A 23880-nucleotide genomic window follows, 5' to 3' on the forward strand; every position below is an offset into this window, starting at 1 on the left:
CGGCTCCAGGCCATCCCGGGAGCCGGCCAGCGGCCGGCACTACCAGACAGGGCATGGCGGGAACCCGCTCAGTGCTTCAACCACCACAGCGTGGTCAGCCCGGCCAGCAGGATCACCCCGCCCCAGGCACGCAGGGCGCTGCTGCGCAGCATCAGCAGCTGCTCGGCCATCCGCTTCCAGGCCAACGGGGCGGCGAACAGGAACAGGCCTTCGAGCACGGCGACCAGGCACAGGGCCGAGAACAGATCTTTCATGACATCTCCACAAACAAAACGGGGACCCGGTCTGCACCGGGTCCCCGTGGATGACTACCGCCTGCGGCCTCAGCGATCGCTCTTGAGGTACTGCAGGAACGGGTCGTTCTTGTCGAGCACGATCACGCCGTTGCCGTCGGTCATGGAGCCACGGTAGGCCTCCAGGCTGCGGTAGAAGGCGTAGAACGACGGGTCGGCCGAGCCGGCCTTGCCGTAGATGCGGGCGGCGTCGGCATCGCCGGCACCACGCAGCTGCTGGGCATCACGCTCGGCTTCGGCCACGATCACGGTGCTCTCGCGGTCGGCCTGGGCACGGATGGTCAGCGACTGCTCCTCACCCTCGGCGCGCAGCTTGGCGGCTTCCTGCTTACGCTGGGCGCGCATGCGTTCGTACACATCGTTGATCACCTGGCTGTCGGTCGGCAGGTCGATCTGCTTGATGCGCAGGTCGATGATCTGCATGCCGAGCGCCTTGACCGACTCGTTGATGCCGGTCAGCTGGTTGGCGATCAGTTCGCTGCGATCCCCGGACACCAGCTGCTGCAACGAACGCGAGTTGATCTGGTTGCGCAGGGAGTCGGTGATGATCGGGGCCAGGCGGGCATTCGCCACGCGGGCATCGCCGCCGGTCGCACGGAAATACGCGCGCACGTCGGAGATATAACCGATCGCGAAGAAGTCGACGCTGACGTCCTTCTGCTCGGCGGTGAAGTAACGCGCCGGGGCGGTGTCGAGCACCTGGAAGCGGCGATCGAACACGCGCACCGTTTCCACCAGCGGCACCTTGAAGTGCAGGCCCGGCTTGATGTCCGCACGGACCACCTTGCCCAGGTTCAACACCATCGCGGTCTGGTCCTCACGGACCACGTAGACCGAACCCAACAGGCCGAGCAGGACCGCTACGGCCAGACCAATCCACAGTGAACTTCTCATCGGCTGCCCTCCTCACGACCGGTCGGGCGCGTCGTCGGACGCTCCGCATTGCGAACGCCATCGACGGCCGTGCTGGCAGGCAGCGACGGCAGCATGACTTCCGGGGTCACCGCCGGAGCGGCATTGGTGCTGGTGCGGTTGTCGCCCGGCATCGGCACGTAGATCAGCTGGCGGCCATCGCCACCGATGATCTTGCGGTTCTCCGAGAGCACCTTCTGCACCGTTTCCAGCCACAGGCGCTTGCGCGTGACTTCCGGGGCATCCTTGTACTGGACCTGCAGCAGGCTGAAGCGCGAGGCATCACCCTCGGCCTTGGCGACCACGGCCTGCTTGTAGCCTTCGGCGGTGGTACGGGCCCGCGAGGCCTGGCCGCGCGCTTCCGGAACCACTTTGGCCGCGTAGGCCTGGGCTTCGTTGATCAGACGCTCCTTGACCTGCTGGGCACCGTTGACCTCGTCGAAGGCCGGCTTGACCTCCTCGGGCGGGCGGGCATCGGGCAGGGTCAGACCGGTCACCGACAGACCGGTACGGTAGCTGCCGAGCGAGGCCTGCAGGCGCTCTTCGGCCGCCACGGCCAGCGGGCCACGGTTGTTCAGCACGTTGTTGAGGTCCGCACGACCGACCTGCTCACGCACGGCGCTCTGCGCGGTCTGTTCCAGCACCTGGTCGGCATCGACCGAGCCGAACAGATACAGACGCGGATCGTCGATGCGGTACTGGACGTTGAGCGAGACGTTGACGATGTTCTCGTCGCGGGTCAGGACCGGCACCTGGCTGCTGAACGTCTTGATCTCGGTGGCATTGACCTTGGTCACCGATTCCAGCGGCCACGGCAGCTTGAAGTTCGGGCCTGGCTGCAGGATGCGATGGAACTGACCGAAGCGCAGCACGACGCCGCGTTGCTGTTCGCCGATCAGCTGGAAGCTGGAGAACAGCAGCAGCAACACCGCAGCCACTGCCACCCACCGCAGGATGCCGCCATCGAACAGGTCTTTCAGCGGACCGGGCAAACCGCCCCAACCGCCGCCATTGCCGCCACCGCGAGGACCGAACGGCCCACGTCGATTCTCGTCGGGGCCTTGTCCGCCCTTGTTGCCGCCGGGTGTATTCCAGGCCATGCACGCTCCATCAAGGTAAGGTTGCCTGCGGGCCATTCCCGCACCGTCAACCGTTAAAACGTTAAATCGCTGTCGATTCTACTAGATGGGGCAGATTGACAGGATTGGAAGGGGTCACGCATCTCGGGGAACGATTCATAACCGCATCCGCGAAGGTCCGTGAGGGTCCCCGCGCGCCGGAGCAGCGGGTAAGGTGGTGTTTTCCCCCGTCAGGCATCTTCATGGCAATTCCCGACCGGTTCAACGCTTTCCGCATCCACCAGGACGATACCGGCTACCACGCCGGGCTGGAACCGATCGGCCTGGACCAGCTCAACCCGGGCGAGGTGGTGATCCGCGCGCACTGGTCCTCGGTCAACTATAAAGATGCGTTGGCCGGCACCGGCAAGGGCAGGATCCTGCGCCGCTTCCCGCTCGTCGGCGGCATCGACGTGGCCGGCACCGTGGTCGCCTCGACCGATCCGGCCTACCGCGAGGGCGATGCGGTACTGGCCACTGGCTGCGGGCTGAGCGAGACCCGCGATGGCGGCTACAGCCCATATGTGCGCCTGGCCGCCAGCGCGGTGATCCCGCAGCCGACGGGACTGACCCCGCGTGAGGCGATGATCCTGGGCACGGCCGGCTTCACCGCTGCGCTGGCCCTGGTGCGGATGCTGGACAACCGGCAGACCCCCGCCCACGGGCCGCTGGCCGTGACTGGAGCGACCGGCGGGGTCGGCTCGCTGGCGGTGGACATCTTCACCCGGGCCGGTTTCGAGGTGCATGCGATCAGCGGCAAGGCCGACCAGGCCGACTACCTGCGTGGACTGGGTGCCCGCGAGGTCCTGCCGCGGGACGTGCTGGCGACCACCCGGCCGATGGAATCGGCACGCTTCGGCGGCGGCCTGGACAATGCCGGCGGCGCGATGCTGACCAGCCTGCTGGCCCAGACCGTGCCCTACGGCTCGGTCGTCAGCGCCGGCCTGGCCGCGAGCCCGGCGCTGGACATGACGGTCATGCCCTTCATCATCCGCGGCGTGTCGCTGATCGGTGTGTCGTCCTCCAGCGCACCGCGTGATCTGCGCGAAGCAGTCTGGGCGAAGCTGGGCGGCGCGTGGAAACCGGCGCATCTGGAGACGATCTGCACGGGCGAAGTCGGGCTGGATGGCCTGCCGGCAGCGTTCGATGCCCTGCTCGCAGGCGGCAACCACGGCCGCACGGTGGTACGAATCGACTGAGCGTGGCAGCCGGGCGACGGACGGCACGTCCGGCGCTTCACGACGGTACGAGGCCCGCACTACACTGCGGGCATCACACGGGGAACAACATGGCACGCATTCTGATCGTCGACGATTCACCGTCGCAGCTGTTGGGGATACAGCGGATCGTCGAAAAACTCGGGCACGAAATCCTGACCGCCACCGATGGCGCGGCCGGGGTGGAAGCGGCCAAGGCCGAGCTGCCCGATCTGGTGCTGATGGACGTGGTGATGCCCAACCTCAATGGTTTCCAGGCGACCCGTACCCTGGCACGCGATGCCTCGACCAAGCACATCCCGGTGATCCTGGTGACCACCAAGGACCAGGACACCGACCGCATGTGGGGCATGCGGCAGGGCGCCAAGGCCTACATCACCAAGCCGTTCTCCGAGGACGAGCTGTCCGAGGTGCTGGAGCGCGTTTTCAGCCACCAGGAACCGCCGACGGCGTGAGCCGATGGCACGATGAGCCGACCAACGGTCGGCTTCTACCGCGAAGGCAATCGCGGCCGACCCGGTAGATGCCGACCGTTGGTCGGTACGCAACGATGACCGGGACGCCGCGCAACGCCTTGCCTCACACCTTCTCGCCGAACGCCTTGGCCAGCGCCTTGTAGGCCTTCTTCTGCGCTTCGTCGGTCGGCGCCGGCGCGATGATCTCCAGCTCCACGATCTGGTCGCCATCCAGGTTGCCCGGCAGGCCCCGGCCGCGCAGGCGCAGCTTGCGGCCTGCGTCGGACTCGGCCGGCACCTTCAACTCCACCGCACCGCCCAGGGTCGGCACGCTGATGCTGGTCCCCAGCGCGGCCTGCCACGGGGTGACCTGCAGGGTGTACAGGATGTTGCGCCCGTCCACCTCGAACTGCGGGTGTTCGGCGTATTCCACTTCCAGCAGCAGGTTGCCACCGCCGGTGCCCTGCCCGGTCAGGCGGATCACCTGGCCGGGGCGGATGCCCTTGGGCACGCGCACATCCAGCTGCTTGCCGCCCACGTTGATGCGCAGGCTGTCGCCCTGGTAAGCGGCCTCCAGCGGCACCGACAGCTTGGCGCGGGTGTCGCGGGTGGGCTGCGGGCCCTGGCTGGCGCCGCCGAATCCGCTGGCGCGGCCGCCACCGCCGCCCCGCTGGCGCGCGAACAGGCTTTCGAAGAAGTCGCTGAAGCCGCCGCCACCGGCGCCGCCCCCGAACACCTCTTCAAAATCGTAGCCCTGCCCACCGCCATAGTTCGGCGGGGTGTGGAACTCTTCGCCGGGCCGGTAGCCCTGCGCCTTCAGCTGGTCATAGGCCGCGCGCTTCTGCGGGTCGCGCAGCGCCTCATAAGCCTCGTTGACCGCCTTGAATTTGTCCTCCGCCCCCGCTTCCTTGCTCACATCCGGGTGGTACTTGCGCGCCAGGCGGCGGTAAGCGGTCTTGATCTCAGCATCGCCCGCGGTGGGTTCCACCCCGAGCGTGGCGTAGTAATCCTTGAATTCCATCCAAACACCTCGACTAAGTTCGGCCACCCGCGTGGGCGGGCGCCGTCCGCGCAATTCTAGCCGCTGCGGACCGGCCCACCGTGACGCCGGGCGCGAATGATCCTGCGCAATGCGGCGGACATCCCGGCCGGCTACGCTGCCCCCGGTAGCCCGCCTCTCCCGCTCCAGATGGGTCTGCACGTCCGGTTTTCAACGTGTTGACATGGCCATCCCATGCCCCTCACTACCCTGCCTGTGTCCAAGGAGTCCGCATGACCATCCACGTTGGCGACCGCATTCCCGAAGTCACCCTCAAGCGCATCCGCGAGGGCATGGAGACCATCGACACCCATGCCCTGTTCGATGCGCGCAAAGCGGTGCTGTTCGGCGTGCCCGGCGCATTCACCCCGACCTGTTCGGCTCGGCACCTGCCCGGCTTCATCGAGCAGTTCCCCGAGTTCCGCCACCGCGGGATCGAAGTGTTCTGCATGGCGGTCAACGATCCGTTCGTGATGAAGGCCTGGGGCGAGAGCCAGCAGGTGCCCGACGGCCTGCAGCTGTTGTCCGACGGCAATGGCGAGTTCACCCGGGCCCTCGGCCTGGAGATGGATGCCAGCAGCTCCGGGATGGGCATCCGCTCGCGCCGCTTCGCGCTGTACGTCGAAGACGGTGTCGTGCGCGAAACCTTCATCGAGGAACCCGGAAAATTCGAGGTGTCTTCGGCGCAGTACGTGCTGGAGCATCTCCCCCGCTAGACCCACGCAACAGAGGAATCCGGCCAGCCATGTCCAAGCCAGCCAAGAACACCCCCGATACCGCCCCGAACACCGCCCGTCCGCCGGGCATCAGCGATACCGCCACCCTGCGCGCCAAGGCCCGCAAGGACATCGAAGACGGCGCGATCACCGACAGCTACAGCGCCGACCGCGAGGCGGTGATCAAGCTGCTCAACGATGCGCTCGCCACCGAGTACGTGTGCGTGCTGCGCTATTACCGCCATTACTTCATGGCCAAGGGCATGCTCGCCGATTCGATCAAGGCCGAGTTCCTGGAGCACGCACAGCAGGAGCAGGCGCACGCCGGCAAGCTGGCAGAGCGCATCGTGCAGCTCGGCGGCGAGCCGGATCTCAATCCGGATACGCTCACCGCACGTTCGCATGCCGAGTACAAGGAAGGCAGCGACCTGCGCGACATGGTCCGCGAGAACCTGATTGCCGAGCGCATCGCGATCGACAGCTATCGGGAGATGATCAACTTCGTCGGCGACAAGGACACCACGACCAAGCGCATCCTCGAAGAGATCCTCGCGCAGGAAGAAGAGCACGCCGACGAATTCGCCGATCTGCTCGACGGCTGGATCGGCGAGTAACGTCGGCCGCTGGCCGGCTCCTCGCAGAGTCCGAACGCACTTCAGTGCCGGCCAGCGGCCGGCACTACCCGCGTCAGCGCAGGATCCGGAACCGGACCTGTGTCCAGGCACCATCGGCGGCCAACGCTGTCAACGTGTGCTCGCCCACCTCGTCGAAATCGCGCTGGAACAGCCGCGCGCCTTCGGTGCGGGCGATCCAGCGATCATCCAGCAGCCAGTCCACCGTGGTCTCATTGCCCAGCGCACGCAGTTGCAGGCGCACGCCGTGTTCGGCATTCGGCGCGCGTGCGAGGGTGGCGCGGTCGTTCAGCCCCTCGATGTGCAGGGTGCCGCCACTATCGCGGCCATCCGCGCTGCAATCCGGCGAAAGTGCGGGCAGTTGTGAGGCCTGACGCTGCGCCTGCGGCAGCCACGGCGACAACAACGCCGGCCAGCGTGCGATCTCACGCGACTCCGTCTCATGCGGGCGGCTGCACTCCGGCGACAGCCGCAGCCCCGTGCGCGAATCCACCTGGAAGCGCTGCAGCCCCGGCTGCCACAGCCGCGCATCGCGCTCGGCGAAGGTCGGCGGTACCGCCCCGTCCAGCACGAACGCCGGCATCCGCCGCTGGCACAGCGCGGGCGCCGTCTGCTCGGCCAGACCCCCGGTGGGCCAGCAGATATCGGCCTGCGCCACGCTCGTCGGCATCGGCGCCGCACTGGCATCGCCGGCCTGGCGCGGCAGACTGTCGATCACCTCGAACATCAGCGGCAACGCGGTCACCGCGCCGTACTGCCCGGGCAGCGGCGTGCCATCCGGGCGCCCGACCCAGACGCCGACCGTGTAATGCCGTGTCGTGCCGATCGCCCAGGCATCGCGGTAGCCATAGCTGGTGCCGGTCTTCCAGGCCACGCGCGGGCGGCCGGTGACGTCGAAGGTGCCCGCGCCATAGCCCGGGCGGGGATTGGATTCGAGCATCTCGCGGGTGATCCAGGCCGCGCCCGGTGACATCAGGCGACGCTCGATCACCGCATCCTCGGCGGTGTACCGCACCCGCCCGGCGATGCCGTTGCGATTGAACGCGGCAAAGGTACCGACCAGATCCTCCAGCCTCGCGCCGGTACCGCCCAGTATCAGCGACAGGTTCGGTGCAGTGCCGTGCGGAAAGCGCAGGTTGATGCCCGCATGCGAGAGGCGTGCCGCGAAGCGCGCCGAGCCGACCCGGTCCAGCAGGTCCACGGCCGGCACGTTCAGCGACAACCGCAGCGCCGTGGCCACACTGACGGGCCCGTTGAAGGCCGCATCGAAGTTGCCCGGCCGGTAACCGCCGAAACTCTGTGGCGCATCCACCATCAGGCTTTCCGAATGGATCAGGCCATCATCCAGCGCCATGCCGTACAGGAACGGTTTCAGCGTCGAGCCCGGCGAGCGCCAGGCCTGGACCATGTCCACATGGCCGAGCCGTTGCTTGTCGCCGAAGGCGACCGAGCCGACATAGGCACGCGCCTCCAGCGTGCGGTTGTCCACCACCAGCAGCGCGGCCGAGGTGCGCTCGGGCAACTGCGAGAAGTACGACGACACGCGTTCCTCCAGCGTGCGCTGCAGGCCGATATCCAGCGTGCTCTCGATCCGCGCCACCCGCGGCTGCGCCGAGCGCAGGCGCTGGGCCAGCAACGCTGCATGCAGCGGGGGCTGCAGGGCACGCGTGACCACCGGCTCGATGCGCGCATCATCGACCTCCTCGCGTGACCACACGCCGAGCGACACCATCCGCTCCAGCACCTTGTCCCGCGCACGTTGCGCCGCTTCCGGGTGCCGGTCCGGACGCAGCCGGCTCGGCGACTGCGGCAATACCGCCAGCAACGCCGCCTCGGCATGCGACAGCTGCGAGGCCGGCTTGCCCAGATAGGCCCAGCTCGCCGCCTCCACGCCTTCAATGGTGCCGCCGTAGGGCGCGCGCTCCAGATACAGCGCCAGGATCTGCGCCTTGCTCAGGTGCAGTTCCAGCTGCACCGCGCGCAGCAGCTGCTTGGTCTTGCCCCATGGCGTGCGCGTATGCGGATCGAGGATGCGGGCGACCTGCATGGTCAGGGTCGAGCCGCCGGAGACGATCCGTTGTTCGAACAGCCATTGCTTGCCGGCGCGCAGCAGTCCCCACGGATTGATGCCCGGATGCCGCCAGAACCAGCGGTCTTCGTAGTTCAGCAGCGCCTGCAGGTACAGCGGCGAGACGCTGTCGGCGGAGGCCGGGTAGCGCCACACCCCGTCGGCATCGGCGAAGGCGCGCAGTGGCGTGCCATCGCGCGCGACGACCAGGGTGCTGGTGTCGCGCTGCCTGGGCAGCGGTGGCGGGAACGCAAGATCCATCACCAGCAGCAGCGCGAGCACCGCCGCCGTGCCCCAACGCAGGCAGGGCAGCACGTTGCGTCGTACGGAGGCCCACGACCGCTTGGAAAAAAGAGACGTCATGTCCATTCAGCAGCGAGGCAGGCGGGCCGTCATCGCGACGGCCCGCCCTGCGATCAGGGCTGCACCACGGTCAGCGAGGCCGGGAGACTGCGACCCACGCCGCGCAGGTCGGGACGGTACATGTCCTCCACCAGCGGCGGCGGCACGCGATACGTGCCCGGCGTGACCGCACGCACCAGGTAGAACACCTTGGCGGTGCTGCCACGCGAGAGTTTCAGCGCGGCCACATAGCGGTCGTCGCGGAACTCTTCGTGCTTGATGTTGGCCGCATCGCCACGATCGTTGACGCTCAACCCGTCGACGACGACATCGGCCCACTGCTTGGCATCGCCCAGGTTGAAGTTCTCGATCTCCAGCCCGGCCGGCAGCAGATCGGTCAGCAGGGCATCGGGCATGTCCACGTTCGGAGTGACGCTGACCCGCACGATCAGGGCCTCGCCTTCCTTCAGCGGACGCGGCGTCCACGGCTTGCCGTCGGTGGTGTACCAGCTGCGCTCCACGCCGAGCGTGCGGCTGTCCGGTTCCGGCGGGTTGCGCGGAATGCCGGCCACTTCCAGGCTGGCGAACATCGGCGGCTCCCCCTGCGGGCTGAAGCGCACGCCCTTGGCCAGCGCGGCGTAGTCGAAGCTGCGGCCGAACATGCGGCGCGCCGAGATGCTCTCGCTCTCACCACCGACCACCAGCTCGCCGGACACCAGCTTCTTCTGGTTGGCCGACAGCGCCTTGCCCATGCGCGCCAGCGCCACCTGCTCCTGGGTGCTCAACCACATCCAGCCGCTGTTGCGGCGGGCGTCCAGCGCGCGGCCGAGATCGACCGCGCGTGCATCGTAGGCCGGCTTGGACAGCTTGCGTTCGTGCAGCAGCGCGATCATCAACGCGTCATCGCGCACCGCGCTGCCGTAATCGCCGAAGTAGGCCGGACGGTCGTCCGCGCTCTTGGCAAAGCCGGCGGCAATGGCCGCATCACCGCGCTTGTGGTCGCCCTGCAGGGACAGCGCGATGCCCAGGTGCACCAGCGACAGGCCAGTCAGCGACTTGCTGCGCTCGTTGTCATACAGCGCACGCAGGGTACCCAGCGGCGCGCGGTTGACCCGGGCCAGCACGTAGCCCGAATAGGCCTGGTTGGCAAACTTCAGGTTCTCGCGGCGGTCCTCGCCATAGAACTGGTTGCCGCCGGACAGCAGATCTTCGCTCAGGCGGTTCAGCGCCTTCTGCAGCACGTTGTCCGGTACCGCGAAGCCGGCGTCCTTGGCGTCGAGCAGGAACTCGGCGATGTACGGCGTGAGCCACGGATTGATGTAGCCGTCGTCGCCCCACATCGAGAAGTTGCCGTTGGCTACCTGCATCGAGGCCAGGCGGCCGAACGCACCTTCCATGCGCTCGCGGCGGGTCTTGGCATCCAGCCCGTCCGCACCCAGCATGGCCGAGGTCGCTTCATCCAGCATCAGCGCGGCATAGCCCTTGCTGGTGGTCTGTTCGGCGCAGCCATACGGATAGTTGAGTGCACCGCTCAAGGCACTGGCGAACGGAATCGGCGGCAGCGCGCTGACCAGCATGCGCGCGGTCACCGAGTCGGTCATCAGGCCATCGGCCAGTCCGGCTTCCATCGTGACGGCGGCCAGCGGATCCAGCGTGCGGGTCTGTGCGCGCAGCACCTGCGGCCACGCCGCGCGCACCGGCAGGTCATAGCGGCGATCGACCTTGAAGCCGTTGCCGTCCACGCGCACACGGACCTTGGCCACCGTGTAGCCCTCGCGCGCGGTCAGCGGGAAGCTCAGCGTGCTCTTGGCGTCGGCGTTGAGCTTGAGCGTGCGGCTGGCGTCGCCCAGGGTCAGCGGCCCGATGCCATCGACCTGCACCTTGAACTCGCCCGGCGTGCCGGTGAAGTTCTGCACGTCCAGGGTGACCGTGCTGGTATCCCCGGGCGCCATCACGCGCGGCATGCTGGCTTCGGCCAGGATCGGCGCGCGCACCACGGTCTCCACATCGCGCTTGCCGTACTGGTCATCGGCGTACACCAGCGCCGAGACGCGCAGGGTACCGTTGAAATCCGGCACCTTCAGCGCGATCCGCGCGATGCCCTTGGCATCGAGCTTCACCGGGCCGGAGAACAGATCCACCGTCTGCACGCGCGCGGTCGGACGCTTGGCCTGGGGCATCGCGGCCAGTGCCATGTCGCCACCGAACTTCAGCTTGCCGCTGCTGCCGTCGAAGCTTTCGATCACGCGGCTGTAGATGTCATACGCATCCACGCCCAGGCGGCGCTGCGCGAAGAAGTGCGCGGCGGCATCGGGAACCGGGAAGCGGGTGATGTTGAGGATGCCCACATCCACCGCCGAGACAGTCACATGCGCGACCTTGCCGGCCAGCTGCGGGGCACTGACGGTCACCGGCAGCGTCTGCTCCGGGCGCATCTGCTTCGGTGCCACCAGGCCGACCGCGATCTGGCGGGACTTGCGGTCCATCGGCACATGCACCACGCCGACCGCACGGGCCGGAGTGATCTTGCTCGGCGCACTGCCACCACGGAACACCAGCGCGGTGATGTAGACGTCGTGGCGTTCCCACTCGGCCGTGACCGGAATGTCGTAGGTGCTGCCCGGCTTGGCGTCGATGTCCTGGACGTAGAGCATCTTGTCGCTCTCGACCATCAGCACGCCCTTGCCGGCATGCGGCGGGGTCACGGTGACGCGCACGGTATCGCCGGCCTTGTACCCGGTCTTGTCCAGCGCCAGCTTGACCTTGTCCGGGCGCGCATCCAGGCCGCGGTTGTCGTCGTTCCAGCTCCAGCCGGCGTTGAACGGATAGCGGCTGGTCAGCCCGGTGGCCGGGTCGAACACGTCCAGCCGGTACTCACCCCACTCCACCGGGACATCAACACCGACCGCCGCGCTGCCGGCATCGACGGTGCGGGTGTCCTTGTTCTCGAAGCGGCGGGTGAAATCGTAATCCCAGCGGTTGTCGTTGAAGGTCCAGTGGTAATCGCGCAGCTCGCGCACCAGCGTGACCTTCAGGCCCTTGGCCGGCTGCGGCTTGCCCGCCGCGTCCACGCGCATCAGTTCGAAACGCGCGTTGCTGTTGGCATCCGCGCCATCCTTGGGATCGAACAGCGGGCGCACGCCGACCAGGGCCGCGGCCGGCCACATCACCCGCTTCAGGGTGCGGGTCACGGTGCGGCCACCGGTTTCAAACACGCTGCCGGACAGCACCACGGCGATCGGCGCGGTCGGCTTGACCTCGGCCGGCAGTTCCACGTCCTGGCGCAGCTTGCCGTCGGCCGGGAATTCGGTATCGATGACGTCGCGCGCCTCGCGCGGCAGCGCGGTGGTCGGATCGCCGAAGAAATAGCCCGGCAGCGACTCCACCGGCGACTGCTCGGCCGCCACGGCCAAGCGTGCGGTAAAGCGGTTGCCGTCGGCCGGCGCGCCGTACAGATACGCGGCGTCGGCCTGCAGCTTGAGCGGCTCGCCCGGCTTGAGCGTCTTCTGTGCGCTGTCCAGGTCCAGTTTCATGCGCTCGGGCAGGAACTCCTCGATGCGCAGGGTCATGCCCTGGATAGCTTCCTTGCTGGCCGGATTGGTGCGGAACTCCACCTGCCAGCGCCCGGTCGGCGCCTCGGCCGGGATCAGCTGCTCGAAGCTGATGTAGCCCTGCTCGCCCGGGGTCAGGCGGGTCTCGCGGAAGGTCTTGCCGTCCGGCTGCTTCAGGCGCAGGAAGACGGGCTGTGGCTTCACCGGCTTGCCGTCGTTGTCGCGCAGCAGCGCGGAAATGCGCACGGTCTCGCCGGGGCGGTACAGGTCGCGGCCCGACCAGGTGAACACGTCGAACCAGGCATTGTCGCGCCCGGCGACGGCGAACTCGCTCAGGTCCAGCGCGGGCTGGTTGAACGGCAGCATCGAGGTATCGCCGCCACTGCTGGCGATCAGCACATGGCTGGCATCCAGCGTGTAATTGAGCAGCGCATTGCCGTTGCCGTCGGTCGCGCCCTTGAGCACCACCTCGCCCTTGCCATCCAGGATGCGCAGCTCGATCTTCTTCAGCGACGCCCCGCTCTGCAGCGAGGCCGTGTGCACGAACAGCTTGTCCTTGTAGGCGCGCGTATGCAGGCCGATGTCACTGACGGTGAAGAAGGCGGTGTCGTACTCACCTTCGAACGAACCGCTGCGCTTCATCACCGCGAAATACAGGCCGGGCTGCTGCAGCTCCTTGATGTCCTGCGTCGGCAGGTAGGTGAGCACGCGCTCGTTCTGCTTGCCGCCGATCACGAAGCGGTTCACGTAGACCGGCTCGGCCAGCTGCGACATCGGCGTCTTGTCGCCGTAATCGCTGTCCAGCTCCCAGCTGCCGCGGCGGCCGCCACGCTGGTACTGGCTGAAGAAGTTCGGCAGTTCCTTCTCGCGCACGCGCAGGAATTCCACGTCCACTTCCGGCACATTAACCGAGACCACCGGCAGGCCGCGGCTGTCCTTGGCCGGCAGCACGCTGCCCTGCGAGGCGAACCCGGCCACCGGCTTGAGCTCACCGGTGAAGACTTTCTGGCGCAGCTCCTTGCCGATCCGGCTGCCATCGGCGGCAAGCAGGTCGGGCGAGACGATCAGCGAGTATTCCTTGGCCGCCTCCACGAACGGATAGCGCAGGGTCTTGCCGTCATCGGACAGCGACCAGCTGCTGTCCTCGGTCCCGACCTTCTCGGCGAAACGGACCAGCGTGTCGAAGTCCTGGGTGCCGACCAGCGGGCGCGAAAACTCCAGCGCCAGCGACAGGCCGTCGCTCTTCTGATCGGGGTAGGCCCGGACCAGGGTGAACTCGGTGACCGCCTCGGCCTTGGCCGTGATCGGCGCGCCGGACGGTGCCGGCAGCTGGCCGCTGTCGTTGCGCTTGCAGCCCCCGACGCCGATGGCCAGGCCGGCGACCAGCGCCAGGCCCGCGATTCCCTTCCAGCTCCACTGCCCGAACCGACTGCGGCTAGCCATGACGTCACTCCTTGAACAAGGCCGCCAGTATACGGGCCGTCCCCGCCCGTTCGCGGGCGACCCCGGGCGATCCGGGCGTCATGGGCGGCGGGCGGGGCCACGGCGAAGGGCAGCCGACCAGCGGTCGGCGTCTACCCGGCCACGTAAAGGTCCACATACTCGTGCACCGGCATCGCCTCCAGCGCCACCGGGTCCAGTGACGCCTCCAGGATCCGGCGCTGCTGCACGGTCGGGAACACCCCGGCCAGGTGCCGGCGGAACTTGTCCTCCAGCAGCGGGATGCCCTCTGCACGGCGGCGGGCATGGCCCAGCGGGTACTCGACCACCGCGTCCATCGTGCTGCCATCGGTGAAGGTGACCTGCAGCGCGTTGGCGATGCTGCGCTTGTCCGGGTCCATGTAATCCGCGGTGAACCGGGGATCTTCCACGCAGGTGATCTTCGCCCGCAGCGCATCGATGCGCGGATCGGCCGCCACGTCGTCCTCGTAGTCCTCGGCGACCAGGCGGCCGAAGATCAGGCCGATCGCCACCATGTACTGCACGCAGTGGTCGCGGTCGGCCGGGTTATGCAGCGGGCCGGGTTTGTCGATGATGCGCAGACAGGCCTGCTGGGTGCGCAGGGTGATCTGCGCGATGTCTTCGCTGCGTTTGCCGCTGGCGCGCATCTGCGCGTGCAGCTGCATCGCCGCCTCGACCGCGGTCTGGCCATGGAACTCGGCCGGATAGCTGATCTTGAACAGTACGTTCTCCATCACGTAACTGCCGTAAGGCCGCTGGAAGCGGAATGGCTGCCCGCCGAAGGACACATCGTAGAAGCCCCAGGTCGGCGCGGTCAGCGCACTCGGATAGCCCATCTCCCCGGCCGCGGCCATCAGCGACAGGCGCACTGCACGGCTGGTGGCATCACCGGCCGCCCAGCTCTTGCGCGAGCCGGTGTTGGGCGCGTGCCGGTAGGTGCGCAGCGACTGCCCATCGACCCAGGCCAGCGACAGCGCATTGAGCATGCGCTCGCGATCCAGGCCCAGCATGTGCGAGACCACCGCGGTGGAGGCGACCTTGACCAGCACCACGTGGTCCAGCCCGACCCGGTTGAACGCATTCTCCAGCGCCAGGCAGCCCTGGATCTCATGCGCCTTGACCATTGCGGCCAGCACATCGCGCATGGTCAGCGGCGCCCGGCGCAGCGCCTCGGCATTGCGGCTGAGCCAATCGGCGGTGGCGAGGATGCCGCCGAGGTTGTCGGAGGGATGGCCCCACTCCGCCGCCAGCCAGGTGTCGTTGAAATCCAGCCAGCGGATCATTGCGCCGATGTTGAAGGCGCCCTGCACCGGATCGAGCTCGAAGCGGGTACCGGGCACGCGTGCGCCATTGATCACCCGCATGCCGGGCACCAGCGGCCCGAGCAGCTTGCTGCAGGCCGGGAACGAGAGCGCCGCCAGCCCGCAGCCCAGCGTGTCGATCAGGCAGTGCCGCGCGGTGGTGTACGCCTGCGGCGAGCTGACCTGGTAGTCGCGGACGTAATCGACGATGTCGGTCAGGACCGTGTCCCATGGCGGGCGCTGGTTGCCGTGGCTGTCGTGACCGGACATCGCGATTCTCCTGTTGGGTATTACAAGGTAGTGGCAGGCACCCGTACCGCACCGTCCATCAATACGCGGGCGCTGCGGCTCATGATGGCCTTGGTGACCGTCCACTGACCGTCAACGTGCATCGCCTGTGCACCCACGCGCAAGGTGCCGGAGGGATGACCGAAGCTCACCGATTCACGCTCACCACCGCCGGCGGCGAGATTCACCAGCGTGCCCGGAATCGCGGCGGCGGTACCGATGGCAACGGCCGCCGTACCCATCATCGCGTGGTGCAGCTTGCCCATCGACAGTGCGCGCGCATGCAGGTCGATCTCGCCGGCGGCAATCTGCCTGCCACTGGAGGACACGTAGTCCTGCGCCGGCGCGACGAAGGCGACCTTGGGCGTGTGCTGGCGGGTCGCCGCCTGTTCGATGGTCTCGATTAGGCCCATGCGCACCGCCCCGTGCGCGCGGATCGCCTCGAATCGCGCCAGGGCGGCCTTGTCCTCATTGATCGCCGGCTGCAGTTCGGTGCCGGTGTAACCCAGATCCGCGGCATTGAGGAAGATGGTCGGAATGCCGGCGGTGATCATCGTGACCTGGAAGCTGCCCACGCCGGGCACGTCGAGCGTGTCGACCAGGTTGCCGGTCGGGAACATCGCCCCGCCCTCGCCCTCATCGGACGGATCCAGGAACTCCAGCTGGATCTCCGCGGCCGGGAAGGTCACGCCATCCAGCTCGAAATCGCCTTCTTCCTGCACCTGGCCATCCACGATCGGCACGTGCGCCAGGATGGTCTTGCCGATGTTGGCCTGCCAGATGCGCACGGTGCAGACGCCGTTGTGCGGAATCCGCGCCGGATCGATCAGCCCGTTGCTGATCGCGAACGGGCCCACCGCCGTGCTGAGATTGCCGCAGTTGCCGCTCCAGTCGACGAAGGCGGTCTCGATCGAAATCTGGCCGTACAGATAATCCACGTCGTGCTCCGGCACCGACGGTGCGGAGAGGATCACGCACTTGCTCGTACTGGAAGTCGCGCCGCCCATGCCATCGGTGTGCTTGGCATACGGATCAGGCGAGCCGATCACGCGCATCAGCAGCGCGTCACGCGCCGGACCCGGCACCTGCGCCGCGGCAGGCAGGTCGGTCAGCTTGAAGAACACACCCTTGCTGGTGCCACCGCGCATGTAGGTGGCGGGAATGCGGAGCTGGGGGAGAAACGCCATATCGAAGTCCTGATGGAAAGACGGCCCGTTGCCGGGCCGTCGTGATTCGGGTGGGATCAGGCGACCTGCGCCGATTCCAGGAAGTCCTGGGCGAACCGCTGCAGCACGCCACCGGCCTCGTAGATCGAGACCTCTTCGGCGGTATCCAGGCGGCAGGTGACCGGCACCCGCAGCTGTTCACCGTTGCGGCGGTGGACGACCAGGGTCAGCTCGGCGCGCGGCACGCGGTCGCCGAGCACATCGAAGGTCTCAGTGCCGTCGATGCCCAGCGTCCTGCGGTTGACACCTTCCTTGAACTCCAGCGGCAGCACGCCCATGCCGATCAGGTTGGTACGGTGGATGCGCTCGAAGCCTTCGGCGGCGATCGCTTCCACGCCTGCCAGGCGCACGCCCTTGGCGGCCCAGTCGCGCGAGCTGCCCTGGCCGTAGTCGGCGCCGGCGATGATGATCAGCGGCTGCTTGCGCGACATGTAGGTTTCGATCGCTTCCCACATGCGGGTGACCTGGCCTTCCGGCTCCACGCGCGCGAGCGAGCCCTGCGTGACCTGGCCGTCGATCACGGCCATTTCATTGATCAGCTTCGGGTTGGCGAAGGTGGCACGCTGCGCGGTGAGGTGATCGCCGCGGTGGGTCGCGTAGGAATTGAAGTCTTCCTCGGGCAGGCCCATCTTCGCCAGGTATTCACCGGCCGCGCTGCTGGCCATGATCGCGTTGGACGGCGACAGGTGGTCGGTGGTGATGTTGTCGCCGAGCACCGCCAGCGGTCGCATGCCGGTCAGGCTGCGCGCACCGGCCAACGCGCCTTCCCAATACGGCGGGCGGCGGATATAGGTGCTCTGCGGGCGCCAGTCGTACAGCGGGCTGATCGGGGCGCCGTGTTCCACCTTGAAGGTGAACATCGGGTCGTAGACCTTGCGGAACTGTTCCGGCTTGACGCTGGCCTTGACCACCGCATCGATCTCGGCATCGCTGGGCCACAGGTCCTTCAGCGTGATCGGGTTGCCGTCGGCGTCATGGCCAAGCGCGTCCTTCTCGATATCGAAGCGCACCGTACCGGCGATCGCATACGCCACCACCAGCGGCGGCGAGGCCAGGAAAGCCTGCTTGGCATACGGGTGGATGCGGCCATCGAAGTTGCGGTTGCCCGAGAGCACGGCGGTGGCATACAGGTCGCGGTCGATCACTTCCTGCTGGATCTTCGGGTCCAGTGCGCCGCTCATGCCGTTGCAGGTGGTGCAGGCAAAGGCAACGATGCCAAAGCCCATCTGTTCCAGCTCGGTCAGCAGGCCGGCCTCTTCCAGATACAGCTGCACGGCCTTGGACCCCGGCGCCAGCGAGCTCTTCACCCACGGCTTGCGGGTCAGGCCGGCACGGTTGGCGTTGCGCGCCAGCAACGCCGCGGAGATCACGTTGCGCGGGTTGCTGGTGTTGGTGCAGCTGGTGATCGCGGCAATGATCACCGCGCCATCGGGCATCAGGCCCTCGGCCTGCTCCAGCTTGCCCGAGGCCAGCTTGCCTTCATCGGCGATGCCGCGGGCGGCCAGGTCGGTGGTCGCCACGCGCTTGTGCGGGTTGGACGGGCCGGCCATGTTGCGCACCACGGTGGACAGGTCGAACTGCAGCACGCGCTCGTACTGCGCGGTGACCAGATCGTCGGCCCACAGGCCGGTGGCCTTGGCGTAGGTTTCCACCAGCGCGACCTGGGCATCTTCGCGGCCGGTCAGGCGCAGGTAGTCCAGGGTCTGCTGGTCGATGTAGAACATCGCCGCGGTGGCACCGAATTCCGGCGTCATGTTGGATATCGTGGCGCGGTCACCGATGGTCAGCGCGTTGGCGCCCTCCCCGTAGAACTCGATCCACGCGCCGACCACGCGCTCCTTGCGCAGGAATTCGGTCAGCGCCAGCACCACGTCGGTGCAGGTGATGCCGGGCTGCGGGCGGCCGGTCAGCTCCACGCCGATGATGTCGGGCAGGCGCATCCAGGAGGCACGGCCGAGCATCACGCTCTCCGCTTCCAGGCCGCCGACGCCGATCGCGATCACGCCCAGCGCGTCCACGTGCGGAGTGTGGCTGTCGGTGCCCACGCAGGTATCCGGGAAGGCCACGCCATCGCGCACCTGCACGACCGGCGACATCTTCTCCAGATTGATCTGGTGCATGATCCCGTTGCCCGGCGGAATCACGTCGACGTTCTTGAACGCCTTCTTGGTCCAGTTGATGAAGTGGAACCGGTCTTCATTGCGTCGGTCTTCGACGGCGCGGTTCTTCTCGAACGCAGCCTTGTCGAAGCCCGGGAATTCCACCGCCAGCGAGTGATCGACGATCAGCTGGGTCGGGACCACCGGATTGATCTGCGCCGGATCACCGCCGGCATCGGCGATGGCATCGCGCAGGCCGGCCAGATCGACCAGGGCGGTCTGGCCGAGAATGTCATGGCAGACCACGCGGGCCGGGAACCACGGGAAATCCAGGTCCTGGCGGCGTTCGATCAGCTGGCGCAGCGAGGGCTCCAGCGTGGCCGGGTCGCAGCGGCGCACCAGGTTTTCGGCCAGCACGCGCGAGGTATACGGCAGCGTGGCATAGGCACCGGGCTGCAACGCGTCGACGGCGGCACGGGTATCGAAATAGTCCAGCGCGGTGCCGGGGAGGTTCTTGCGGTACTGAGTATTCATGGCTGGCGATAGCTGCTTGTTGGCGGGCCGGGGCGTCGTGACACCGGCGAAGAAGGAGTAGCGACGCCGCAACGGAGCAGACCGGCATCGCGCCGGCCTGTTCCGCAAAGCACCCGCGGACGGGTGCGGTACGTCTGTCTTACTTGCGCTGGTCGATCGGCACGAAGGCCTGGTCTTCCGGGCCGGTGTAGTTCGCGCTCGGGCGGATGATCTTGCCGTCGATGCGCTGCTCGATGATGTGCGCGCTCCAACCGGAGGTGCGGGCGATCACGAACAACGGGGTGAACATCGCCGTCGGCACGCCCATCATGTGGTAGCTGACCGCGCTGAACCAGTCCAGGTTCGGGAACATCTTCTTGATGTCCCACATCACCGATTCCAGGCGCTCGGCGATGTCGTACATCTTGACGTTCTGCTGCTCGGCGGACAGGTCGCGCGCCACCTCCTTGATGATGTTGTTGCGCGGATCGCTGACGGTGTAGACCGGGTGGCCGAAACCGATCACGACCTCCTTGCGCTCGACGCGGGCCTTGATGTCAGCCTCGGCATCGTCAGGGCTGTCGTAGCGCTTCTGCACTTCGAAGGCCACTTCATTGGCGCCGCCGTGCTTGGGACCGCGCAGCGCACCGATGCCACCGGTGATCGCGCTGTACATGTCACTGCCGGTGCCGGCGATGACGCGGCAGGCGAAGGTCGAGGCGTTGAACTCGTGCTCGGCGTACAGGATCAGCGAAGTGTGCATCGCCTTGACCCACGAATCCTGCGGCTTCTCGCCGTGCAGCAGGTGCAGGAAGTGGCCACCGATGGAGTCATCGTCGGTTTCCACGTCGATCGCACGGCCGTTGTGGCTCCAGTGGTACCAGTACAGCAGCATCGAACCCAGGCAGGCCATCAGCTTGTCGGCGATGTCGCGGGCGCCCGGATGGTTGTGGTCGTCCTTCTCCGGCGACACGCAGCCGAGCACGGACACGCCGGTGCGCATCACGTCCATCGGGTGCGCGGACGGCGGCAGTTCTTCCAGCGCGGCCTTGACCGCGGCCGGGATGCCACGCAGCGACTTCAGCTTGGTCTTGTAGGCGACCAGCTCGGCGCGGGTCGGCAGCTTGCCGTGGACCAGCAGATGCGCGATTTCCTCGAACTCGCTGGTGTTGGCCAGATCGGCGATGTCATACCCGCGGTAATGCAGGTCGTTGCCGCTGCGGCCGACGGTGCACAGCGCGGTGTTGCCGGCGGCGGTGCCCGACAGGGCGACGGATTTCTTCGGCTTGAAGCCGGGGGCGGTAGTGGTGTCGCTCATGATCCCTCCAGAAAACAGTGTGCGGTCTTACTTCTTGGCGGCGAACAACGCATCGAGCTGCTGCTCGAAGGCGTGGTAACCGATACGGTCGTAGAGTTCCTCGCGGGTCTGCATCGCCTCCACCACATTACGCTGGTGGCCCTCGCGGCGGATGGTCTCATACACGTTCTCTGCCGCCTTGTTGGCAGCGCGGAACGCGGACAGCGGGAACAGCTGGATGGCGACGCCGGCCGAGGCCAGCTCGTCGCGGCTGAACAGCGGCGTGGCGCCGAACTCGGTGATGTTGGCCAGCACCGGCACCTTCACCGCATCGACGAAGCGGCGGTAGGTCTCCAGATCGTAGGCGGCCTCGGCGAAGATGCCATCGGCACCGGCCTCGACGCAGGCGATGGCGCGTTCGATCGCGGCCTCCACGCCATCGACCTGGATGGCATCGGTGCGTGCGATCAGGAAGAAGTCCGGATCGGTCTTGGCATCGGCGGCGGCCTTGACCCGGTCCACCATCTCGCCCTGCGACACGATCTCCTTGCCCGGGCGGTGACCACAGCGCTTGGCGCCGACCTGGTCTTCGATATGGCAGGCGGCCGCGCCGGCCTTGATCAGCGACTTGACCGTCCGCGCGATGTTGAACGCGCTCGGGCCGAAACCGGTGTCGATATCCACCATCAGCGGCAGGTCGCACACATCGGTGATGCGGCGCACGTCGATCAGCACGTCTTCCAGGGTGTTGATGCCCAGGTCCGGCAGGCCCAGCGAGCCGGCCGCGACGCCGCCGCCGGAGAGGTAGATCGCCCGGTAGCCGGCGCGCTTGGCCAGCAGCGCGTGGTTGGCGTTGATCGCACCGATCACCTGCAACGGCGATTCGGCGGCCAGTGCGGCGCGGAAACGGGCGCCAGCGGAAGAAACGGGGGTGCTCATGCGGCATTCCATCGTGATTGACCGGTTGATAAGCGCAAGGGCCGTGCCAGGTGGCAAGTGTCTGATTTCATTGAGGCAGCGAGGTGACTGCGACGTTTCACCTTGAAACATTGAAACATCTGTAACATGGCTGCAACTGAAACATTGAAAGAGGACCATGTCGATCAGCCTGCCCCGCCACCGCGCCCGCCTGTCCGATCCCGATGCCGGCCAACTGCCGGTGATCTGGACCGTCAGCGTGTCGCGCCTGACCGGCCTGCTGGGGGACGTGATCCCCGAGTTCGACCGCCGCGCCCGCATCGTGCCGATCAACCTCGGTTTCGAGGAGGCAGTGGATGTCATCGGCCAGCGCCTGCGCCGCGAACACTGCGATGTGGTGATCGCCGGTGGCTCGAACGCGGCCTACCTGCGCAGCCGGCTGGAGGTGCCGCTGGTCCCGATCCAGGCCAATGGGTTCGACCTGATGGAAGCGCTGGCGCGCGCGCGCCGGATCGCCCCGCGGATCGGTCTGGTCACGCACGCCACCGACGTGCCGACGTTCGGCAGCTTCCAGCACAGCTTCGGGCTGGATATCGAGCACCGCCGCTTCGTCACCCGCGAAGATGCGCGCGACTGCATCGCCGACCTGCGCGCCAACGGCATCGAGGTGATCGTCGGCACCGGCATGGCGATCGACCATGCCGAACAGGTCGGGCTGCCCGGCGTACTGCTGTACTCGGCCGATTCGGTGCGACAGGCGTTCGAGCACGCACTGGAGCTGACCCAGACCCTCGCGCGCTCCGGTGCGCCGTCACCGCGGCGGCGCACACCGGCAAGGCCACGCGACGCCGATCACGCCCTGCTCGGGGACAGCGCGCCGATGCAGCAGGTGCGCGGGCACATCGCGCTGTATGCGCCTTACGACAGCACGGTGCTGGTGACCGGCGCCACCGGTACCGGCAAGGAACTGGTGGCGCGGCAACTGCACGCCGCCAGCGGTCGACGCGGCCGCCTCGTCGCGCTGAACTGCGGGGCGATCAGCGAGTCGCTGCTGGAGGCCGAGCTGTTCGGCTACAACGAAGGTGCGTTCACCGGCGCGCGGCGCGGCGGGCGTGTCGGTCTGGTCGAAGCCGCTGAGGGCGGCACCCTGTTCCTGGATGAAATCGGCGAACTGCCGCTGCCGTTGCAGACCCGGCTGCTGCGGGTACTGGAAGAGCGCGAAGTGCTGCGCGTCGGCGCCACCGAGCCGACGCCGGTGGACGTACGCGTGGTCGCGGCCACGCTGCAGACGCTGGAATCGCTGGTGGACACACAACGTTTCCGCCGCGATCTGTATTACCGCCTGGCCGCGCTGCGCATCGCGCTGCCGACGCTGCACGAACGGCGCGCGGATGTCCCCTTGCTGGTGAGCCACTTCTTCCGGCAGCTCGCCGGTACGGACGCACCGTTGTCCGCCGAGGCGATGGCGCGACTGCACGACTACGCGTGGCCGGGCAACGTGCGTGAGCTGCGCAACATGGTCGATCGCCTGCGCATCCACTGGCAGCAACAGCCGGGCGAGCTGACGTTGCCGCAGATGCTGCAGTGGTTGCCGGAACTGCACGCGGCGCAGCAGCCACTGGCGGTTCCAGGCGCCGGCGCCCCCGCAGCCCTCACCGCTGCCTCGGCGGCGCGGCCGGATGCGGCCGCGCTGCGGCGACTGCTGGCCGACTGCGGCGGCAACCGCGAGCAGGCGTGCGCGCAGCTGGGCGTATCGCGGACGACGCTGTGGCGGTGGTTGCGCGAGCTTCCGCCGGCCTGATTACGGGAACAACATCCGCTTGCTCCACTGCCCGTCAACACCGGTCTCGTAGCAGCAGCGCTCATGCAGGCGGAACTGCGCGCCGTACCAGAACTCGATCCGCTGCGGCACCACGCGCAGGCCGCTCCAGCCTTCCGGACGCGGCACGTCGCGGCCTTCGAAACTGGCCTCGGTAGCAGCCACGCGCGCGTCGAATTCTTCGCGCGAGGCCAACGTCTTCGATTGCAGTGACGCCCAGGCGCCGATCTGGCTCATGCGCGGGCGCGAGGCGAAGTACGCATCGGCCTCGGCGTCGCTGACCTTCGCCACCCCGCCTTCGATCCGCACCTGGATGCCGGCTTCGCGCAGGCTGCGCCACAGGAACAGCAGCGCGGCCCGTGGATTGGCCTGCAGTTCACGCCCCTTGTGGCTGTCCAGGTGAGTGTAGAAGACGAACCCGCGTTCGTCGAAGGCCTTCAGCAACACGGTCCTCGCGGAGGGCTGGCCGTTCGGGTCGGCCGTGGCCACCGTCATCGCATTCGGTTCGACTTCGCGGCTTGCCTTGGCTTCTTCAAACAGCCCGGCAAAGGTGGACAACGCTTCGGCATACAGATCGGTCATGGCGGTTTTCTTGTCACGCGGTTTGGGTTTATT

The 23880-nt window shown here is 67.4% G+C and carries 17 protein-coding genes; 5 read left to right on the top strand and 12 right to left on the bottom strand.

Annotated elements, in window-relative coordinates; genetic code table 11:
- Window positions 1-68 precede the first annotated feature (68 nt).
- From HH110_RS15825 to hflK, 3 genes are all read right to left on the bottom strand, one after another.
- Window positions 69-254, bottom strand: a complete 186-nt coding sequence (locus HH110_RS15825; RefSeq protein WP_088432982.1) for a DUF2065 family protein — start codon at window positions 252-254, stop codon at window positions 69-71.
- 69 nt (window positions 255-323) lie between these two features.
- Window positions 324-1187: a protease modulator HflC gene (gene hflC, locus HH110_RS15830; protein WP_019186091.1), complete on the bottom strand. Its 864-nt coding sequence runs from the start codon at window positions 1185-1187 to the stop codon at window positions 324-326.
- Window positions 1184-2305, bottom strand: a complete 1122-nt coding sequence (hflK, locus tag HH110_RS15835; RefSeq protein ID WP_121038866.1) for an FtsH protease activity modulator HflK — start codon at window positions 2303-2305, stop codon at window positions 1184-1186. Before hflK ends, hflC begins: the two co-directional genes overlap by 4 nt.
- 221 nt (window positions 2306-2526) lie before the next feature.
- On the opposite strand from hflK, the gene HH110_RS15840 reads away from it, so the two are divergent.
- Window positions 2527-3522: a YhdH/YhfP family quinone oxidoreductase gene (locus HH110_RS15840; protein ID WP_176990567.1), complete on the top strand. Its 996-nt coding sequence runs from the start codon at window positions 2527-2529 to the stop codon at window positions 3520-3522.
- A gap of 89 nt (window positions 3523-3611) precedes the next feature.
- A complete protein-coding gene (pilH, locus tag HH110_RS15845) occupies window positions 3612-3995 on the top strand; it encodes a twitching motility response regulator PilH (protein ID WP_176990568.1) in 384 nt (127 codons plus the stop codon).
- A gap of 124 nt (window positions 3996-4119) precedes the next feature.
- Here pilH and HH110_RS15850 read toward each other — a convergent pair whose 3' ends face one another.
- The gene (locus tag HH110_RS15850) at window positions 4120-5016 is read right to left on the bottom strand and encodes a DnaJ C-terminal domain-containing protein (RefSeq protein ID WP_176990569.1); all 897 of its coding nucleotides are present in this window, start codon (window positions 5014-5016) and stop codon (window positions 4120-4122) included.
- Between the two features lie 251 nt (window positions 5017-5267).
- Between HH110_RS15850 and HH110_RS15855 the strand changes: the two genes are divergently transcribed.
- Window positions 5268-5750 carry a peroxiredoxin gene (locus HH110_RS15855; protein WP_176990570.1) on the top strand — a complete coding sequence of 161 codons (483 nt, stop codon included), beginning with the start codon at window positions 5268-5270 and terminating at the stop codon, window positions 5748-5750.
- 29 nt (window positions 5751-5779) lie between these two features.
- Window positions 5780-6364 (top strand): bacterioferritin, encoded by a 585-nt coding sequence (locus HH110_RS15860; protein ID WP_176990571.1) that lies wholly within the window; start codon window positions 5780-5782, stop codon window positions 6362-6364.
- A 73-nt stretch (window positions 6365-6437) separates the two neighbouring features.
- Here the strand turns inward: HH110_RS15860 and pbpC are convergent, their stop codons facing one another.
- The 7 genes from pbpC to prpB form a co-directional block, all read right to left on the bottom strand.
- On the bottom strand, window positions 6438-8813 hold the full coding sequence (gene pbpC / locus HH110_RS15865) for a penicillin-binding protein 1C (protein WP_176990572.1): 2376 nt from the start codon (window positions 8811-8813) through the stop codon (window positions 6438-6440).
- A 53-nt stretch (window positions 8814-8866) separates the two neighbouring features.
- Window positions 8867-13786 carry an alpha-2-macroglobulin gene (locus HH110_RS15870; RefSeq protein WP_176990573.1) on the bottom strand — a complete coding sequence of 1640 codons (4920 nt, stop codon included), beginning with the start codon at window positions 13784-13786 and terminating at the stop codon, window positions 8867-8869.
- Between the two features lie 131 nt (window positions 13787-13917).
- Entirely contained in the window at window positions 13918-15375 is a 1458-nt protein-coding gene (locus HH110_RS15875; RefSeq protein WP_176990574.1) for a bifunctional 2-methylcitrate dehydratase/aconitate hydratase, read from the bottom strand.
- 20 nt (window positions 15376-15395) lie between these two features.
- Window positions 15396-16580 carry a 2-methylaconitate cis-trans isomerase PrpF gene (prpF, locus tag HH110_RS15880; protein ID WP_176990575.1) on the bottom strand — a complete coding sequence of 395 codons (1185 nt, stop codon included), beginning with the start codon at window positions 16578-16580 and terminating at the stop codon, window positions 15396-15398.
- 56 nt (window positions 16581-16636) lie between these two features.
- Window positions 16637-19252, bottom strand: coding sequence for a Fe/S-dependent 2-methylisocitrate dehydratase AcnD (gene acnD, locus HH110_RS15885; RefSeq protein WP_176990576.1), 2616 nt, complete (start codon window positions 19250-19252; stop codon window positions 16637-16639).
- A gap of 139 nt (window positions 19253-19391) precedes the next feature.
- Window positions 19392-20549: a 2-methylcitrate synthase gene (prpC, locus tag HH110_RS15890; RefSeq protein ID WP_123730477.1), complete on the bottom strand. Its 1158-nt coding sequence runs from the start codon at window positions 20547-20549 to the stop codon at window positions 19392-19394.
- A gap of 27 nt (window positions 20550-20576) precedes the next feature.
- Window positions 20577-21467: a methylisocitrate lyase gene (gene prpB, locus HH110_RS15895; protein ID WP_176990577.1), complete on the bottom strand. Its 891-nt coding sequence runs from the start codon at window positions 21465-21467 to the stop codon at window positions 20577-20579.
- Between the two features lie 157 nt (window positions 21468-21624).
- Here prpB and prpR point away from each other — a divergent pair, with 157 nt between their 5' ends.
- A complete protein-coding gene (prpR, locus tag HH110_RS15900) occupies window positions 21625-23247 on the top strand; it encodes a propionate catabolism operon regulatory protein PrpR (RefSeq protein ID WP_176990578.1) in 1623 nt (540 codons plus the stop codon).
- Here the strand turns inward: prpR and pdxH are convergent, their stop codons facing one another.
- Window positions 23248-23847 carry a pyridoxamine 5'-phosphate oxidase gene (gene pdxH / locus HH110_RS15905; protein ID WP_176990579.1) on the bottom strand — a complete coding sequence of 200 codons (600 nt, stop codon included), beginning with the start codon at window positions 23845-23847 and terminating at the stop codon, window positions 23248-23250. It lies immediately after the preceding gene.
- Window positions 23848-23880: the final 33 nt, after the last annotated feature.

The sequence above is a fragment of the Stenotrophomonas sp. SAM-B genome, assembly GCF_013387485.1.
GTDB lineage: Bacteria > Pseudomonadota > Gammaproteobacteria > Xanthomonadales > Xanthomonadaceae > Stenotrophomonas > Stenotrophomonas maltophilia_AA.

Excerpts from the sequence above, each read along its gene's own strand:
- HH110_RS15855 (WP_176990570.1), top strand. The coding sequence starts at position 5,268 with ATGACCATCCACGTTGGCGACCGCATTCCCGAAGTCACCCTCAAGCGC.
- prpB (WP_176990577.1), bottom strand. The coding sequence starts at position 21,467 with ATGAGCACCCCCGTTTCTTCCGCTGGCGCCCGTTTCCGCGCCGCACTG.
- prpF (WP_176990575.1), bottom strand. The coding sequence starts at position 16,580 with ATGGCGTTTCTCCCCCAGCTCCGCATTCCCGCCACCTACATGCGCGGT.
- acnD (WP_176990576.1), bottom strand. The coding sequence starts at position 19,252 with ATGAATACTCAGTACCGCAAGAACCTCCCCGGCACCGCGCTGGACTAT.
- pbpC (WP_176990572.1), bottom strand. The coding sequence starts at position 8,813 with ATGACGTCTCTTTTTTCCAAGCGGTCGTGGGCCTCCGTACGACGCAAC.
- prpC (WP_123730477.1), bottom strand. The coding sequence starts at position 20,549 with ATGAGCGACACCACTACCGCCCCCGGCTTCAAGCCGAAGAAATCCGTC.
- hflK (WP_121038866.1), bottom strand. The coding sequence starts at position 2,305 with ATGGCCTGGAATACACCCGGCGGCAACAAGGGCGGACAAGGCCCCGAC.
- HH110_RS15850 (WP_176990569.1), bottom strand. The coding sequence starts at position 5,016 with ATGGAATTCAAGGATTACTACGCCACGCTCGGGGTGGAACCCACCGCG.
- pdxH (WP_176990579.1), bottom strand. The coding sequence starts at position 23,847 with ATGACCGATCTGTATGCCGAAGCGTTGTCCACCTTTGCCGGGCTGTTT.
- HH110_RS15875 (WP_176990574.1), bottom strand. The coding sequence starts at position 15,375 with ATGTCCGGTCACGACAGCCACGGCAACCAGCGCCCGCCATGGGACACG.
- HH110_RS15840 (WP_176990567.1), top strand. The coding sequence starts at position 2,527 with ATGGCAATTCCCGACCGGTTCAACGCTTTCCGCATCCACCAGGACGAT.
- HH110_RS15860 (WP_176990571.1), top strand. The coding sequence starts at position 5,780 with ATGTCCAAGCCAGCCAAGAACACCCCCGATACCGCCCCGAACACCGCC.
- hflC (WP_019186091.1), bottom strand. The coding sequence starts at position 1,187 with ATGAGAAGTTCACTGTGGATTGGTCTGGCCGTAGCGGTCCTGCTCGGC.
- HH110_RS15870 (WP_176990573.1), bottom strand. The coding sequence starts at position 13,786 with ATGGCTAGCCGCAGTCGGTTCGGGCAGTGGAGCTGGAAGGGAATCGCG.
- prpR (WP_176990578.1), top strand. The coding sequence starts at position 21,625 with ATGTCGATCAGCCTGCCCCGCCACCGCGCCCGCCTGTCCGATCCCGAT.
- pilH (WP_176990568.1), top strand. The coding sequence starts at position 3,612 with ATGGCACGCATTCTGATCGTCGACGATTCACCGTCGCAGCTGTTGGGG.
- HH110_RS15825 (WP_088432982.1), bottom strand. The coding sequence starts at position 254 with ATGAAAGATCTGTTCTCGGCCCTGTGCCTGGTCGCCGTGCTCGAAGGC.